Here is a 15,602-nt window from a genome sequence, read left to right as displayed (position 1 = left end):
TAAAATCGTCTAGTATTGTTAATCCAATGTTTGTAAGGGCTTTAGGTTCACTTCGATAATGCCGAGAATTCTCTTCACCACTTCGTCGATTTCCAGATGCGTTGAGTCCAAAACGATGGCATCATCCGCTTTTTTCAACGGTGAAATCATCCGGGTGCTGTCCAAATGGTCGCGGCGCTTCATGTCTTCCGTCAGTTCTTCCAAGGAAGTGGTCATGCCCTTCGCTATGTTTTCTTTATAGCGTCGCAGCGCTCGTTCTTCGGCTGTCGCTGTCATGAAAATCTTGACTTCTGCATCAGGCAACACGACGGTACCGATGTCTCTGCCGTCCATTACGACGCCGCCGGACCGTGCGATGCTTTTCTGGCGGGAAACCATCTCTTCACGCACTTTCGCAAACGATGAAACCAAGGAGACGTTTTGGGTCACTTCCTCCGATCTGATCGAATCGGTCACGTCCTCCTCATTCAGAAAAACACGTTGCATTTCGTTTTCGGCAGTCGAAAAGGTTATCCTGATCCCTTTCAGCAACTTATGCAATTCCTCTTCATCATCGAGATCGACTCCGTTGGATAAAGCCGCATAAGTCAACGTTCGGTACATCGCGCCTGTGTCAAGATAGATGTATCCCAGCTTTTCCGCAACTTTTTTCGCGATGGTGCTTTTTCCTGCCGATGCTGGACCATCGATGGCAATATTCATTTTTTTCACAATAAACCTCCAACTTTGTTCTGTTCGATTTCATCGAAAAAGCCGCCTTGTCAGACGGCTTTCGCTATTTAACTTTCAATGCCATACCAATTTGTGCTTCTGTGCTGCTCAAACCGTTGGCCTGCATCAATTCATCCAATGTCATCCCATGGTTCAAAGCGATCCGGTAAAGATTGTCGCCCGCTTGGATGGTGTATGAATTGTTGTATACCCCGGTAGTCGTTTCCGGTTTTTCAACTGTTTCAGCCGGTGTTTCGACCACTGCAGGCGCGGCGCTGGAACTTGGTGTTTCCGCAATCGAAGATTCGGGCTCCACTGTGCTCTCCACAACTTCACTTGAAACTTCTTCTGAAGAAGCCTCTTCACTGCTTTCAACGCTGGAGCTGGCCACTCGCTTGTTGATCATTACTTGTTCAGCACTTTTGGGTGCGGGAGTATTTTGATTCTGTTTGTTAAAATAGATGGTTGCAAAAGGAATAATCAGAATAGCCAAAAAGAGAAACAGCAATACTTTTAATAGAGGTGCTACTTCTTTATTTTTTGTATTTCTGGCCGAACGTGAATACTGCCGGCTCTTCAGATTTTCATCTTCGCCGAATTTACGTGACCATGGCTCTCCATTATTGCGATTGCGATTCTTTTTATCCATTCGGGTTCCTCCTATAAGTGATTCATGCTAATTGTAGCACATTTTCGCAATTTTTGGGTTAAATTTTATAAAAGAAAAAGGTGGGACAGGATTTTTTCCCAATGCGGCGCTTCTGTTGTTGGAACCGTATTCCTCGACCTGATTTCCCCTGCTAGCGGTGGATCATCGTCCCCGCAGCTATCACAGCAGTGTTCAGGTTTCCCGATACTGTTTTTCCCGAAATAAGCGGAGATATAGTCACGTTTGCATGTGTCGGTTTCGGCAAATCCCTTCATCCTCTTCAGCAAATTTTTCTTCAGATCGTGGCGGCCCGCGATAAAATGCTTCGCTTCCGCTTTTGTGAAATTTTGACGCAGGATATGCAACAACAAGGTGTGCTCGGTCGGACTCCCATGATCTGGGTTGATCGCCTTATTTTTGAGGACACTTTCAATCGCATAATCGTTCGGAAAATCGCTTTGCAGCATCTTCACTTTAAAATTGAAGTCCGTTTCCGAATACAACAGTACCGCCGTGCTCTGTTGCCCGTCCCGCCCTGCTCTCCCTATCTCCTGCACATATTCTTCAAGCGAATTCGGCATGTGGTAGTGGATCACATAGCGGATGTTCAGCTTATTGATCCCCATTCCGAATGCACTGGTGGCGCAAATGACGTCCAACTCATCCTGAAGGAATTGATGCTGGATGGTGATCCTGTCTTCATTTGTCCGGTCGGCATGATAGGCTTCCGCGCGCAAATTTGTTTTTTTCCGGATCATGAATGCGACAGCGTCAGCTTGTGCCTTGCTGGAGAAGTAAATGATGCCCGGAGATGGATATTTCCCCAAAAGTTCCAGGAGGTACTCGTTTTTCCCTTCTGGAGGCACTGCAGCGACTTTGTAGTATATATTGGCGCGGTCGACCGGACCCTCAAATACGTTCAAGTCATTCCCGTCGATATGCAGGGAACCGATGATATCGTCCATCACGGCCGGCGTCGCTGTCGCAGTGAGCGCCAACGTCAGAGGATTGCCCAACGCTTGCCTTGCCGCCCCCAAAAATAAATAATCGGAACGGAAATCCAAACCCCACTGGGAAATGCAATGCGCCTCATCGACCACAAACAAAGCGAGCGGGATCTGCTTGAGTTTGTTCAATACAACTTGATTCTGCAGCATCTCAGGGGAAAGGAACAAAAACTTGATCTGATCCAGGTTGCTCAATAATCTTTGCCTTTCCTCGAACTGAAGCATGCTGTTCAATGAGGCCGTCCTTTTTTCACCCATGAATTTCAGCTGGGCCACTTGATCTTCCATCAATGACAACAGAGGCGAAACGATAACGACAATCCCCTCCAAAAGGTAGCCGCTCAGCTGGTATATCAAGGATTTCCCTGTTCCCGTCGGCAGAGTCGCCAACGTGTGCTTGCCAGCCAAAACGGATTGGATGGGCTCCAATTGTCCGTCCTTGAATGCCGTGTAGCCGAAGTATTTCTGAAGTTCTGATTTCAATTGTGCTTCATCCATATTTAGCAGCAACCTCACTTCTTATTTGTATCAATCGGGACTCGAAAAAGTTGATTTCGGGAAATACTTTTTGGATTTCCCTGTAATCGACACGAACTTTGTGTTCCACGAGTTGTTGCAGATACTGCATTTTCCCCTCATCCAAAAATTTTTGTGTCGGGAATTCCGGATAGATCAGGGCGATTTCGGCAAAGTGATCTTGGATCGTGCTCTGTTTCAATCCCCGCATCGAAATGATTTCCTCCATGCCATGCCCGTTCATGAAATAACGCATGGTCGTTTCAGCGCTGGCCGAAGCCAAGCCGTATTCCTTTATCGTCATCAGACCGACCGAAGAAAGGACGGGGAATTTTTCCGGTTCTTTTTCCAATGCAGCATACAATCTCAGCCAATTTTGGTGCAGCAGTATTTTCACTTCGGCTTCCTCCAACGAGAACAGTCCAGCCATTTGACCGGTTGTTTTCCTTAAGTGGGCATTGCCTTCAAACTGCAGCGCAAAGAGCCCGGCATCCCTCTCAGGCAGCCGTGACAAGTAGATACGCCATTCCTCTCCATAAGCGCGCGCAAAAGTGGCTTTATTTCCGGAATGCTGCGTCAACAAGCGCTTCATCCAAAGTTGTTCCTTCGCTTCCCTCTCAATGGGATAGTAGTGTTTATTTTTATGCAGCATTTCGGAAAGGATTTGGATCAGAAACAGCATCCGGCGACGTAAAACGCCTTGAATGAGCGCAAATTCCATCTGGTTCCCCAGAGAAAAGTGCGCGTGACCGCTTAAAAAATAAGCTTTTTTCGCACTTCCTGCTTCGGTGAGAAGAAAGCCCTCGCCATCGTTGCCGCTGATCAAACCATCCGAAAGCAAACGCTCGAGGCCTTTTTTCAACACTGTCGGTTTCATGCCCGGCATGGCAGTGAAATAGGCTTCCAGATCATATTGGCGGCACTGGAGCATGGTGGACACTGTCCGTTTGCCGATCAGGTTATAGAAAAGAGTCGCTTCCTTGATGGGGCGCTCGGTTGAAATGCAATCCAAAAAAAGATACTCTATATATGTCAAGCCTTTCATATCATCACCACCAATTTTTTGTAAAGAAGGTTACTGTATGTATTATACCAAAGTAAATCAGGATAACTGCATCGCTTGTGGACTTTGCCAAATAATTTCACCGGATCTCTTCGACTACACTTCCGAAGGGATAGCTTTCACCAAAATGGATTCGAATGCGGGAAACGCACCGATACCCCCCGAACGATTTGAAGCGTTTTTGGATGCCTACCGCAAATGCCCAACCGGTGCCATCTTGCGCTCAGAATCACCGTTTCCTCCAACGGAACGGTGATCCTGAACTTCTGAACGCTCCTTGCTTCAGTTCAATCCAAAAGAGGCTGCACCCGGAATCATCACTGATTCGGGTGCAGCCTCTTGAATTTGAAATATTCAGATCATAAATCGCAAATTATTACTGAGCAAACGGAACTTTGTTATGTGCCAGCCATGGTTTCAACTTCGGCATCACCAAGAGGATGACTGCACTGACGACAAGTCCTTTGATGATATTGAAAGGCACTATGCCAGCCAATACCAGCTCTTTGACAGAACCCATTTCAAAATTCAACAGGTACATGTATAACGGGGTGATGATGAACCAATTGGCTACGGATAAGACAACCGTCAAAACCAAAGTACCCGTCAACAGCGCCAAGATGACGGCTGTTTTTGTTTTAGCTTTGTTCAATAGGTAGTAGACAGGCAAAGTGTAAGAGAGCGTCGCCAACAGACTTGCGAAGTCCCCGATTGGATAGCCCATATCCCCGCCTGTTTGAAGGTAGTGCAAAACGGATCGGATGACAGCGGAGATGATTCCGCCGGCTGGACCGTAAAGGAAAAATGAAAGCAGGATCGGTAAATCGCTGAAGTCGATCTTCAGATACGAAAATGCTGGAATAACCGGGAAAGCGATGAACATCAGCACAAATGCCAATGCCCCAAATAGTGAAATACCGACCAATCTTTTTGTTTTGTTTTGTTGCATGTTAATGAATCCTCCCTGTCGACTGTCTCAGAGATGGGTTTCTCCAAATCCAAAAAGACCCTATCCTTATCATCCGCTAATGGACACATAAAAATAGAGCCTTTGAAATTGCAATTCAAAGAAACCCCATCTTCTTCCATCCAGACTGTACTGTCGGTACTGGAATTACACCAGTTCAGCCCGCAATGAAACATTGCGAGGTCGTGGACTTTTACCACCGGTCGGGAATTTCACCCTGCCCTGAAGACGAATCTTATTTATATTTTGTTATATACAAACTATAAGCGATGCACACAAGATTGTCAAGAAGAATATCACGGTTTCGAGATGTTTATTTTAAGACTATCTTCGGATCGCTTTCCTCAACCCGCGTGGAATGGAAAACGGGCCAAGAAAGTCGTCCCTACACCCGGTTCGCTATGGACTTCTATTTCCCCGTCATGCGCTTCCACGATTGTCTTTACGATCGAAAGCCCGATGCCGGTCCCCTTTTGTTTCGAGTAGGTCCGCGACTTGTCGTTTTTGTAAAAACGCTCGAAAATGAAAGGCAAACTTTCCGCTTGGATACCGATGCCGTTATCGCTGATTTCAAAGACAACTTTATCCAACATGTCCTCCAAACGGACAGTGATATGGATGAATTTTTGCCTGCGCGTGCCGATTTCGGCTGAATAACGCACCGCATTGTCGATGAGATTGTAAAATACCTGATTCATTTTCTCTTCGTCAAAAGGATAGGTTTTGATGCCATCCGCAAGTTCATAAGAGAATTGGATATCCGCTTCTTTGAAACTGTTCTCGAACCTGCCCGCCAAATGGTTGAAGAAAGTTGCGAGATCGACAGTTTGCCGGTTCAGCTCAATATACCCCGCTTGCATGCGAGACAGATCCAGGAGGTTGTTGACCATTTTGTTCATCTCGGTCGTTTCGTCCAAAATGATTTGGGCCATTTCAATTTTCTCGTCATTGCTTTCGGCGATGTTGTCGATAATGGCTTCGCTGTACCCTTTGATCATCTGCAACGGCGTCCGCAAGTCATGGGATACATTCGTGATGAAATCACCGCGGATAATATCCAATTGCCTTTCGTTCGTCACATCCTGCAACACAATCAGGACGCCGGCAGTTTTTTGCAGATCGGTTTGGATGACCGGCGTCACTTTTACGTTATAATGCCGCTGAGACCAACTGAGATCCGCTTCCGATCCGGCTGTTGTGGTGAAGGCTTGCTGTACCATTTCCTTGAACTGATGCGGTATCGCTTTAGCTTCCGCATCCGGATCCACCCTTCGCCAAAAATCCAAAAACTCTTGTCCAGGTCCGTTCACTAATTTCAGATGAAAATTTTGGTCAAAATAAAGAATCCCTGCCGGCAAAGAATCAAACAGATGATTCAACAGTTCGCGTTCCTCCCTGTTCATCAGCGTCGTGGCCTGGAGGGTCTTCCCCAGCTTATTCATGGCGGTGCCCAACCCGGATATCTCATCATAGGATTCGAACGTGATCCGCTTGGAAAAATCATTCCGCGAGTATTTGAAGGCGATGTCCGTCATGACCTCCAACGGTTCGGCAACATTCCTGATCAGGTACTGATAGTAGATGATCGTCCCCATCAGATAGACGGTCAACAACAACAAAGTGATGCTTTTTGCGTTCAGTTCATAAGCCTGAAATTCATCCAGCTCGTAACTGATAACGAGCATTCCGGCTTGCCCCTGCAATTCAAAAGTATGCACAAAAACCATCAAGAGCAAGGGATTATTTTCCTCATCCTCTATGGTGATCCTGCTGAAATCATCCACGTTACTGTCGATCGCATCCAAAATTTCATCATTCGCCAGAATGTTCTCGAGAAGCAGCTCGGACTGCCCTTGCAGATCAGGGTTTTGTACGATAAAACGGCTCTGATCCGCTATTTTGATGAAATAGGACAATTCCGGATCCAGCGATTGCGCAACCTCAGCTTGGGTGAGATAAACTTCGGGATCGGTCATAATCGTATCTTTATACGCACTGATTTTCTCCTGCAGCAGTTTATTATAAGTATCTTCGATCGAGTTCACACTGATGATTGCGTGGCCGATATACATCAAAGTCATGATGGCTACAGTCAAAAAAGTCAATAGAACCCATGATTTGAGGAATATGCTCGTCCTTTTCATTGTTTGTCGTCTGCTGCTTGGTCATCATTCGGGGAAAATTTATAACCCATCCCCCAAACGGTCACTATCATTTTCGAAACAACTTTCGATTGCTTCAAAAGCTTTTCACGCAACCGCTTGACGTGCGTGTCGACTGTGCGCAGATCCCCGAAAAATTCATATTTCCAGACTTCTTTCAAAAGAACTTCCCTCGTAAAAATTTTCTCTGGGGACTTTGAAAGATAAAGAAGCAATTCAAATTCTTTGGGCGTCAAATTGATGGCCACCTCGTCAACCAGCACTTTTCTGGCATCCGGAAAAATCTTCAGCAGCGGATATTCGATTGTGCTCGATTCCGATTCTGAAGGCTTCGTCCGCTTCAGGATGGCTGCGACCCGCAACATGACTTCCCTTGGGCTGAACGGCTTCACGATGTAGTCGTCCGCTCCGGACAAGAATCCTTCCACGCGATTGTTCTCTTCGCCACGGGCAGTGATCATCATGATCGGTATTTCTTTTTCTTTGCGGACTACTTTGGCTACTTCAATGCCAGTCATCCCAGGAAGCATGATATCCAACAATACCAAATCGTAATGGTTGTTCAAGATCATTTCCACCGCTGTTGGTCCATCCTCTGCCTCGGCTGTTTCGTAGCCATCCTTTTCCAGATAGAGTTTCAATAATCTACGGATACGTTCCTCGTCATCCACAATCAATATTTTCCCGCTGGAATTTGTCATCATGATCATCCTCTCTGATTCGATAAGAAAAGCTGAACGGGTTTGTTCAGCCCTGAAAGAAATTTAGGAAATCGTGCCGACTGAGCATCGTAGAGCGCAATAGGTACGATTTATCTAATTTCCGAAGGGCTAACCCGTGAAGCTAGACATCATTTTTTTGGATGCATGGAATATTTTGAAGCCTGTAAAACACCTTAGGTGATGCACGTTTGGGTTCAAAATATTTTATACATTCCCATTGTATAAGAAAACTACCTTTTTGATGCCTTTTCGTTCGCAAGAGCCATGTTCTTCAGCTTCTCGATTTCAAACGCCTTCAGCTCTCGGTGTTGCCCCGGTTTCAGATCGCCGAGCGTAAGGAAACCGAATGATTCCCTTTTCAGTTTTTCGACGGGACAATCAATTTTTTCGAACATTTTTTTGACTTGATGGTTCCAGCCTTCATGGATGGTCAATTCAATGATTGCTGTATTTTTTTGGGAATTGGCAGAAATCAACTTAGCTCGCGCTTTCGCAGTTTTTTTGCCGTCGATCACGATCCCGTTCTCCAATTTGTTCAGATCGGAGCGCGTAGGGATGCAACCTACCTTAGCGACATATGTTTTGTCGATGTGGTATTTCGGATGGGTCAACAGATTCGCAAATTCACCATCATTGGTCAAAAGAAGTAGACCTGTCGTATCATAGTCCAATCTGCCGATCGGATAAATCCGCTCTTTTACATTGAAGAAATCAGTGACGACAGTCCGATCTTTATCATCTTTAACGGATGAGAGGGTATTCTTTGGTTTGTAGAACAAGTAGTAAACCGGCTGTTCACGATAAATCGGTAAACCATTCACTTCCACTCTGTCATTTTTTGAAACTTTTACGCCTAATTCCGTTACCTTGATTCCGTTTACACTGACTGCACCCGAAGTGATCAGTTCTTCGGCTTTCCGCCGTGAAGCTATTCCTGCATGTGCAATGACTTTCTGTAATCTTTCCATTTATTCACCTATTATTCTTATTTGTTTTTGTCGGTCATTCTTGTTCTGATATGATGGAATCTTTCTTAAAAAAAGCAAGTTGGTTATCTGTCTCTTCGTCCGCAGGAAAATCAAAAAGATCGAAGGATTCGTTATCCTGCATCTGGAATAATTCGTCCACATTCGGCAGATCATCAATTGTGGTCAATCCGAAATAATTCATGAAATAATCGGTTGTGCCGTAAATGATCGGTCTTCCTGGTGTTTCCGAACGGCCGATTTCCTTTATCAAGCCTCTCAGCAACAGCCTTTGGACCAGCCCTGCTGACTGCACGCCGCGGATCTGATCGATTTCCATCCGCGTCAAGGGTTGCTTGTATGCGATGATCGCCAGCGTCTCAAGGGCAGCTTGCGACAAGTGGGTCGCGAATGGCGAAACAGCGTACATTTTGATGAGTTCCGCATACTCCCGTTTTGTGGCGAGTTGGTATCTTTTGCGGGTTTCGATGAGCGTCAAACCGGAGTGGATGTTGTCGTTATGACTCGCCCGCATTTCGGTCAACAGATTTTGCGCTTCCAATGGGGTGGTCTCCAATAAAGAGGTGATTTCATCCATGCTCAAGCCATCATCCCCTGCCACAAACAGCAGACTCTCCAGTGCCCCTTTTTTATTCATTTGCTAAAACTCCCATATTGCGTAGTATATAAATGTCTCCGTATGTGCTCTCTTGCGAAAAATTGATTTTTCTTTCTTTGACCAATTCCAGCATCGCCAAAAATGTATTCACGATCTGCGATTTGGTCTGCACTTCAAAGAAAGCCGTAAAGGGAAGCCTCTGGTCAGAATCATGCGGCAAGTTCTCCAACTTCTCCATGATCCAAGTCATCGTCTGATCCACCGTATATTGATCCTGTTCCATTCTGGCCTGAAGCGGCTTTTTCTTCTGCAGTTTCTGATACATTTTCTGAAGAGCGGCAATCAGATCCGCCGCAGAAACTTCGCCTGGAGCAAGCGGGACCGCTTGCTGGAGGTCTTCAAGATCCGTTGCCGGCTTCGTGAAATACAAGCCGCGTTCCTGCTCCATGGTTTTCAGCGCTTTGGCGGCTTCCTGGAATTGCTTGTATTCAACCAATTGCTGAATCAAACTCTCCCTTGGATCCTCGCCCTCCTCATAAAACTCCTCTTCGAAGGTCACTTCTTTTTTCGGAAGCAGCATGCGGCTTTTTATCTCCAATAACGTCGCAGCCATCAGCAGATAATCGCCGGCAATGTCCAATTTCATCTCCTGCATCGTGTCCAAGTAACGCAGATATTGAAAAGTCACTTCCGCAATCGGAATATCGAAAATATCGACTTTCAGCTCTTTGATCAAATGCAGGAGAAGATCCAATGGTCCCTCAAAATCCGGCAATATGAGGGTGAGTTCATTTTGTTCGCTCACAATGATCCACTCGTTTCCCCGTCGCTTCGGTTCTGCTGCTTCTGGTTCCATTTGGCGATGAACGGCGCGGTTTCCAGTGTCCCGTTGATCGCGCTTGTTGGATAGTTTTGCTGCAAGCCATCCAGCAACCGATGCACGATGCCTTCCTTCCGAAAAGAAGGCGAGACAGCGATATGACGAACCAACACCATTGCTTCATGTATTTGCACACCTATCAAAGCAACGATATTATCTGTCTCTTCATCTTTCCACAAGAATAGTTTCCTGTCGACATTTTCAATGTAGCTTTCCATTTCCGGCTTCAGCCTCGCTACATTTTTTAGATCTGTCACATAAGAAAGCAGTCCCATAGCTATTTTTTCACATGATTGATTATAAGAAATGAACACTTCGATCTCCTTCTCACTTTGTATTTACCCCTACAGCCGTTCTGCGATGCATCATTCTGAACGGCTGCGACTCTTCTCAGCAACGTTGTACGAGAGAGTTGTTTTCATGACCCGTTCTAAAGTGCAGCCAACACATTCTTCAGCAAGGCTTTGAATGTTTCTTTGACTCGGGTTGTCGTTTCGACGACTTCTTCATGATTTAGGGTCGCTTGCATGCCTGAAGCTAAATTAGTTATACAGGAAACACCGAAAATGCGCAAACCTGCATGACGCGCTACTATGGCTTCCGGCACTGTGGACATGCCGACAGCGTCAGCACCCAGCACCCGGCACATACGGATTTCTGCTGGCGTTTCATAAGTCGGACCTGTCAGCCCAAGATAAACGCCTTCCTTCAGATCCAATCCCATCTCAGCAGCGACTTGTTTTATTTTCACTTGATATTCGGCATCGTAGGCTTGGCTCATATCCGTGAAACGCGGCCCCTGCTCGGGATCATTCGGACCGATCAAGGGGTTTTGTCCAGTCAGATTGATGTGGTCCGTGATCAGCATCAGATCTCCGGGTGTGAATGCATAACTGATGCCTCCAGCCGCATTTGTCAGCGCCAAGGAATGGATGCCCAGATGCTTCATTACCCTGATCGGAAAAGTGACCGCTTCAAGCCCGTAGCCTTCATAGAAATGAAAACGTCCTTGCATGGCGATGACTTTCTTCCCGCTTAGGTTCCCGTATACAAGTTGGCCTTTGTGGCCTTCAACCGTCGATACAGGGAAATAAGGGATTTCCTCATAAGGGATCGCAATAGCGTCCGTTATCTCATCAGCCAATTCGCCCAGGCCTGAACCCAAAATCAACCCGAATTCAGGTTCCAATAAACCTTTTTCTTCCAAAAATTCGGCGGCTATCCGCACATTGTTTTGATCATTTGTCATATTCCCACACCTCACTAGTCCAATTCATCCAAAAAGCTGCGGCCGTTTTGAGTGGCGGCCACCCGAAAATTATCGGATACGGTCGCGCCGATATCCGCAAACTTGCCTTGATCCATCTTGCCCCGGCCTGCCATTTTTTTCGAATAAGCCAATAGTGGGACATATTCGCGCGTATGGTCTGTTCCCGGGAACGTTGGATCATTCCCGTGATCTGCGGTGATCAACAGCAAATCATCATCCGCTAAAGCAGCCAAGATTTCCGGAATGCGCGCATCAAAATCTTCGATTGCCTCAGCATACCCTTTCACATCCCGGCGATGCCCGAACAGAGCATCGAAATCAACCAAGTTCAAGAAACTTAGGCCCCGGAAATCCTTTTCCATGACCGTCAGCAGCTGGTCGACGCCGTCCATGTTGCTTTTCGTGCGCACATATTCCGTGATGCCTTGGCCGTTGTAGATATCATTGATTTTGCCGATTGCGATGACATCGTAGCCGGCTTCCTTCAGATGATCCAACGTTGTTTGCCCGAATGGGTCCAAGGCGTAATCGTGCCGATTGCTTGTGCGGGTAAAATGGCCTGGAGTCCCGACATACGGTCTGGCGATGATCCGCCCGATCATGTAGGGATCCTCCAAAGTGATTGCTCTGACATATTCGCAGATCGCATACAATTCCTCAAGCGGAATGATATCTTCGTGTGCAGCAATCTGCAGCACCGGATCCGCCGAGGTGTAGACGATCAGATCACCGGTCTTCATTTGGTGCTCACCGAACTCATCCAGGATTTCGGTCCCGCTGGCCGGCTTATTTCCGATGATTTTCCGGCCTGTATGGTTTTCGATTCTCTCGATCAATTCTTGCGGGAACCCTTCAGGGAAAACGCGGAATGGCGACTGGATGTTCAGTCCCATGATTTCCCAATGGCCTGTCATCGTATCTTTACCGACGGATTGTTCCTCAAGTTTTGTGTAGTAGCCGATGGATGCGCTATCCGGCTTGACGCCGCTCAGATCGCGGATGTTGCCCAAACCCAACTTTTCCAGATTAGGAATTGCCAGCCCGGCAACTTCAGCGATATGCCCAAGCGTATCCGACCCGACATCGCCGAACTTGTCGGCATCAGGGGCTTCACCGATTCCGACTGAATCCAACACGATCAAATGGATGCGATTAAATTTCATGATCTTATTCCTCCCTTATCCTCAGCGGACTTGATCCGTTACGCTTCAAGCACGAGGATGATACTTTTGATAGATTTCTGCCATTCTTTCTGTCGTGATGTGCGTATAAATCTGGGTTGTGGAAATATCGGCATGCCCCAACAGTTCCTGCACAATCCGCAGATCCGCCCCATTTTCGAGAATATGCGTCGCAAAGGAATGGCGCAGCATGTGCGGCGATACATTTTTTTGGATGCCGGCAGCCCGCACGGTTTGCTTCAGATTTTTCCAGATCCCTTGGCGGGTGAACCCATTGCCATGGAAATTCAGGAACAGGAAGGCCGTTTCTTTCCTCCCGTGCGCCAAAGCTGGACGACTGTCCGACAAGTATTCCGCAATCCAGAAGGCGGCTTCCTCCCCCAACGGCACGATTCTTTCTTTGTCGCCCTTCCCGATCGTTTGGATGAATCCGATATCCAGATGGATTTCGCTCATCGTAATGTGGATGAGTTCACTGACGCGAAGACCGGTGGCATACAACAGTTCCAATATGGCGCGATCCCGCAATCCCAGAACGGTTTTGACATCCGGCGCGGCCATCAAGCGTTCGATTTCAACCATCGAGAGCACCTTCGGCAACTTTTGCTGCTTTTTCGGCAGCTGGATGGTGACCATCGGATCGTTGGCGATCAAGCCTTCTTGCTTCAGGTATTGATGGAATCTCCGCAGACTGGTGATCATCCTTCCAATCGAGGCTGTCGCCAATTTTTCTTCATTCAAATATTGAAGATACAAAAGCACATCCGGTTTGGTAACATGCCCGAATGCATGAATGGCATTCTTTTCCAAAAAATGGCTGTATTTTCTGAGGTCCCGCTGGTAACTGATGATTGTATTATCGGACAACCCTCGCTCGATCCTCAAATAACGCCCATATGCATTGATTTCTTCTTCCATATCCGTTAACCCATTTCATCCTTTTGAGGCTATTTATTCCTCAGTTTTTGTTGGCATTCGCGGCAGATGCCATGAAAAGTCAATCGATGGTCTTTTACCACGAATTGATAGCGGGATTCGACATCTTTTTCGACCTCACCCAGCAGATCCTCGTGTATTTCCTCGATGTTTCCGCATTCGATGCACAAAAGATGATGATGGAAATGCTCATTGCTGGTCCTTCTTAAATCGTAGCGGGATAAGCCATCTTCAAACACTACTTTGTAGGTGATGTTCAGTTCAGTCAAAATCTCCAAAGTACGGTAGACCGTCGCAAGTCCGATATCAGGGTGTTTAAGCCGCAACAGCAGGAAAATCTCCTCCGCACTGAGATGCTCCTTTTCCTTTTCCAGCAGCACGCTGACAGTCGCTTCCCGTTGTGGAGTGAGCTTGAATCCTGCCTCTTGCAATTGTTTTTTGATGGTATTTAATGACAATTCCGTCACTGCTGTCGGCTCCTTTGAGGACAGGCTGAAGAACCTAATCCTTTTTGATTAATTTTGTGTGTCCATCTTCTTGGATGATCAGCCTGGCCTTCAACAAATGGCCCAAAGCTCTTTTGAACTGCGCTTTGCTGATGCCGAAGTATTCTTTGATTGCTTCCGGATCACTTTTGTCCCAGTAAGGCAGACTGTTCGTAGGGCTCTGCTCCAACAACACCAAGATCATCGCTGCATCTTCACTGATCGCTTCATGCGCGCGCGGTTTCAAAGACAGATTCAGCATGCCGTGTTGACTGATGCCGACGACTCGCCCGCTGACCACTTCGCCCAAGCGCGGTTCAATCTCCCGCTCGGATGGGTGGATGAATCCGATGTAATCATCGTCCGTCAAGATGAATGTCCCTATTAATTTCAAACGGAAGACGGTTCCAGTGATGTCCTTGTTTTTCAATTCCTCACCCGGAGTACGGGAAATGGAACGGAATACCGGTTCGTCGGCGATGATGCCCCACAGACGATCTTTACTGTCCTGCTCCAGGGCGATCAGCAGGCGGTCTCCCTTTTTCGGCCAGAGTGATTTGATGTCGGGCAAGTTATCCAAGGAAACAACAATTTCTTTGTCGTCAAGGCCGATGTCCACAAACACGCCCAAGTCTTTCCTAACGGCGACAACTGTTCCCCAACCATATTGGCCCACTTGGCTTGCTGGCTCTTTTAGGGTCATGCGCAGTTGCTTGTTCATCCCTTCGTACACAAATCCTTTGACAGTGTCACCCAGTTGCAATGCCGTTTCTGATTCTTCTTTATCCAATCTGTAGGTGATGCCGTCTTTCTGAACGAAGACACTTTTCTCGTTCTCATCCACGATCACACCTGTGATGATTGTACCCAATACTTTACTCATAGTTTTCCTCCAGACGGTCTTTCCGTCGCTGTATTTCTTCCATTTTATCATATCACAAAATGATTTCCAAAGCGTCGTTGTTGTGAGCTTGTCATATTTGTGATATTTATGTTATTTATCCCATCGGCCTGTGGAATCAGAGGGCAGATCGTGCTTCCGGAAAGCAAATGGGCCCGAGACTCTCGTCCCAGACCCAAAGATGCTCTCTAATTTAGTTAAGCTTAGATGGTAGTAGTTGCACCACGGTAGATGATGCCGCGACGAGAATCGATTGTGATCAATTCGTTGTCTTGAACTAATGTAGTCGCATTTGCTGCTCCTACGATTACAGGAATGCCGCTTGCGATACCGACAACAGCAGCATGACTTGTCAAGCCGCCAGCTTCAACGATTACCGCTGCAGCTTTTTCAAATGCAGGCGTATAGTCTTTATCAGAGTTCTTCAACACCAAGATGCAGTCCTCAGTCACTTTAGCGATTGCTTCTTCGGCTGAAAGTGCCACGACAGCTTTACCGATGACAGATTTGTCGCCGATACCTTGGCCGGAAGTCAATTTCGTTCCGATCAATTGGATCTTCATCAAGT

At 46.8% G+C, this 15,602-nt stretch carries 18 protein-coding genes and 1 riboswitch; of the genes, 1 reads left to right on the top strand and 17 read right to left on the bottom strand.

The features are described 5' to 3' along the window. Positions 1-18: 18 nt before the first annotated feature. The 4 genes from cmk to WBV27_RS10830 form a co-directional block, all read right to left on the bottom strand. Positions 19-714: a (d)CMP kinase gene (gene cmk, locus WBV27_RS10845; RefSeq protein WP_424202030.1), complete on the bottom strand. Its 696-nt coding sequence runs from the start codon at positions 712-714 to the stop codon at positions 19-21. Positions 715-775: 61 nt separating this feature from the next. Continuing rightward, the gene (locus WBV27_RS10840; protein ID WP_424201979.1) at positions 776-1,360 is read right to left on the bottom strand and encodes a LysM peptidoglycan-binding domain-containing protein; all 585 of its coding nucleotides are present in this window, start codon (positions 1,358-1,360) and stop codon (positions 776-778) included. Positions 1,361-1,425: 65 nt separating this feature from the next. Continuing rightward, positions 1,426-2,865: a RecQ family ATP-dependent DNA helicase gene (locus WBV27_RS10835; RefSeq protein WP_424201977.1), complete on the bottom strand. Its 1,440-nt coding sequence runs from the start codon at positions 2,863-2,865 to the stop codon at positions 1,426-1,428. Beyond that, a complete protein-coding gene (locus tag WBV27_RS10830; RefSeq protein WP_424201975.1) occupies positions 2,858-3,928 on the bottom strand; it encodes a helix-turn-helix domain-containing protein in 1,071 nt (356 codons plus the stop codon). Before WBV27_RS10830 ends, WBV27_RS10835 begins: the two co-directional genes overlap by 8 nt. A gap of 37 nt (positions 3,929-3,965) precedes the next feature. Here WBV27_RS10830 and WBV27_RS10825 point away from each other — a divergent pair, with 37 nt between their 5' ends. Next, a complete protein-coding gene (locus WBV27_RS10825) occupies positions 3,966-4,202 on the top strand; it encodes a ferredoxin (protein ID WP_424201973.1) in 237 nt (78 codons plus the stop codon). A gap of 120 nt (positions 4,203-4,322) precedes the next feature. Here WBV27_RS10825 and WBV27_RS10820 read toward each other — a convergent pair whose 3' ends face one another. The 13 genes from WBV27_RS10820 to WBV27_RS10760 all read right to left on the bottom strand — a co-directional run. Then, entirely contained in the window at positions 4,323-4,895 is a 573-nt protein-coding gene (locus WBV27_RS10820; protein WP_086628056.1) for an ECF transporter S component, read from the bottom strand. A 124-nt stretch (positions 4,896-5,019) separates the two neighbouring features. After that, a riboswitch (FMN riboswitch) is annotated at positions 5,020-5,147 on the bottom strand. Positions 5,148-5,257: 110 nt separating this feature from the next. Then, positions 5,258-7,057 (bottom strand): HAMP domain-containing sensor histidine kinase, encoded by a 1,800-nt coding sequence (locus tag WBV27_RS10815; protein ID WP_424201970.1) that lies wholly within the window; start codon positions 7,055-7,057, stop codon positions 5,258-5,260. Beyond that, entirely contained in the window at positions 7,054-7,776 is a 723-nt protein-coding gene (locus WBV27_RS10810) for a response regulator transcription factor (RefSeq protein ID WP_424201968.1), read from the bottom strand. The genes WBV27_RS10815 and WBV27_RS10810 overlap by 4 nt, the downstream gene beginning before the upstream one ends. Positions 7,777-8,027: 251 nt before the next feature. After that, complete coding sequence (locus WBV27_RS10805) at positions 8,028-8,765, bottom strand: pseudouridine synthase (protein WP_106448625.1); 738 nt, start codon at positions 8,763-8,765, stop codon at positions 8,028-8,030. Between the two features lie 34 nt (positions 8,766-8,799). Next, positions 8,800-9,420 (bottom strand): SMC-Scp complex subunit ScpB, encoded by a 621-nt coding sequence (gene scpB, locus WBV27_RS10800; RefSeq protein WP_272160743.1) that lies wholly within the window; start codon positions 9,418-9,420, stop codon positions 8,800-8,802. Continuing rightward, entirely contained in the window at positions 9,413-10,186 is a 774-nt protein-coding gene (locus tag WBV27_RS10795) for a segregation/condensation protein A (RefSeq protein WP_424201966.1), read from the bottom strand. Before WBV27_RS10795 ends, scpB begins: the two co-directional genes overlap by 8 nt. Beyond that, a complete protein-coding gene (locus tag WBV27_RS10790; RefSeq protein WP_424201964.1) occupies positions 10,183-10,518 on the bottom strand; it encodes a GNAT family N-acetyltransferase in 336 nt (111 codons plus the stop codon). Before WBV27_RS10790 ends, WBV27_RS10795 begins: the two co-directional genes overlap by 4 nt. Positions 10,519-10,691: 173 nt before the next feature. Next, the gene (locus WBV27_RS10785; protein ID WP_086628062.1) at positions 10,692-11,510 is read right to left on the bottom strand and encodes a purine-nucleoside phosphorylase; all 819 of its coding nucleotides are present in this window, start codon (positions 11,508-11,510) and stop codon (positions 10,692-10,694) included. Between the two features lie 14 nt (positions 11,511-11,524). Further along, positions 11,525-12,694, bottom strand: a complete 1,170-nt coding sequence (deoB, locus tag WBV27_RS10780; RefSeq protein ID WP_424201962.1) for a phosphopentomutase — start codon at positions 12,692-12,694, stop codon at positions 11,525-11,527. 45 nt (positions 12,695-12,739) lie between these two features. Then, the gene (xerD, locus tag WBV27_RS10775) at positions 12,740-13,630 is read right to left on the bottom strand and encodes a site-specific tyrosine recombinase XerD (protein ID WP_424201960.1); all 891 of its coding nucleotides are present in this window, start codon (positions 13,628-13,630) and stop codon (positions 12,740-12,742) included. 29 nt (positions 13,631-13,659) lie between these two features. Continuing rightward, on the bottom strand, positions 13,660-14,115 hold the full coding sequence (locus WBV27_RS10770; RefSeq protein WP_424201958.1) for a Fur family transcriptional regulator: 456 nt from the start codon (positions 14,113-14,115) through the stop codon (positions 13,660-13,662). Between the two features lie 34 nt (positions 14,116-14,149). Continuing rightward, the gene (locus WBV27_RS10765) at positions 14,150-15,016 is read right to left on the bottom strand and encodes a CvfB family protein (RefSeq protein ID WP_086628066.1); all 867 of its coding nucleotides are present in this window, start codon (positions 15,014-15,016) and stop codon (positions 14,150-14,152) included. Between the two features lie 221 nt (positions 15,017-15,237). Next, a partial coding sequence (locus WBV27_RS10760) for a PEP-utilizing enzyme (protein ID WP_424201955.1) occupies positions 15,238-15,602 on the bottom strand: 365 nt, incomplete at its 5' end.

The sequence above is a fragment of the Trichococcus sp. genome (assembly GCF_049589555.1).
GTDB lineage: Bacteria > Bacillota > Bacilli > Lactobacillales > Aerococcaceae > Trichococcus.
This window is presented reverse-complemented; position numbering and strand designations above follow the sequence as displayed.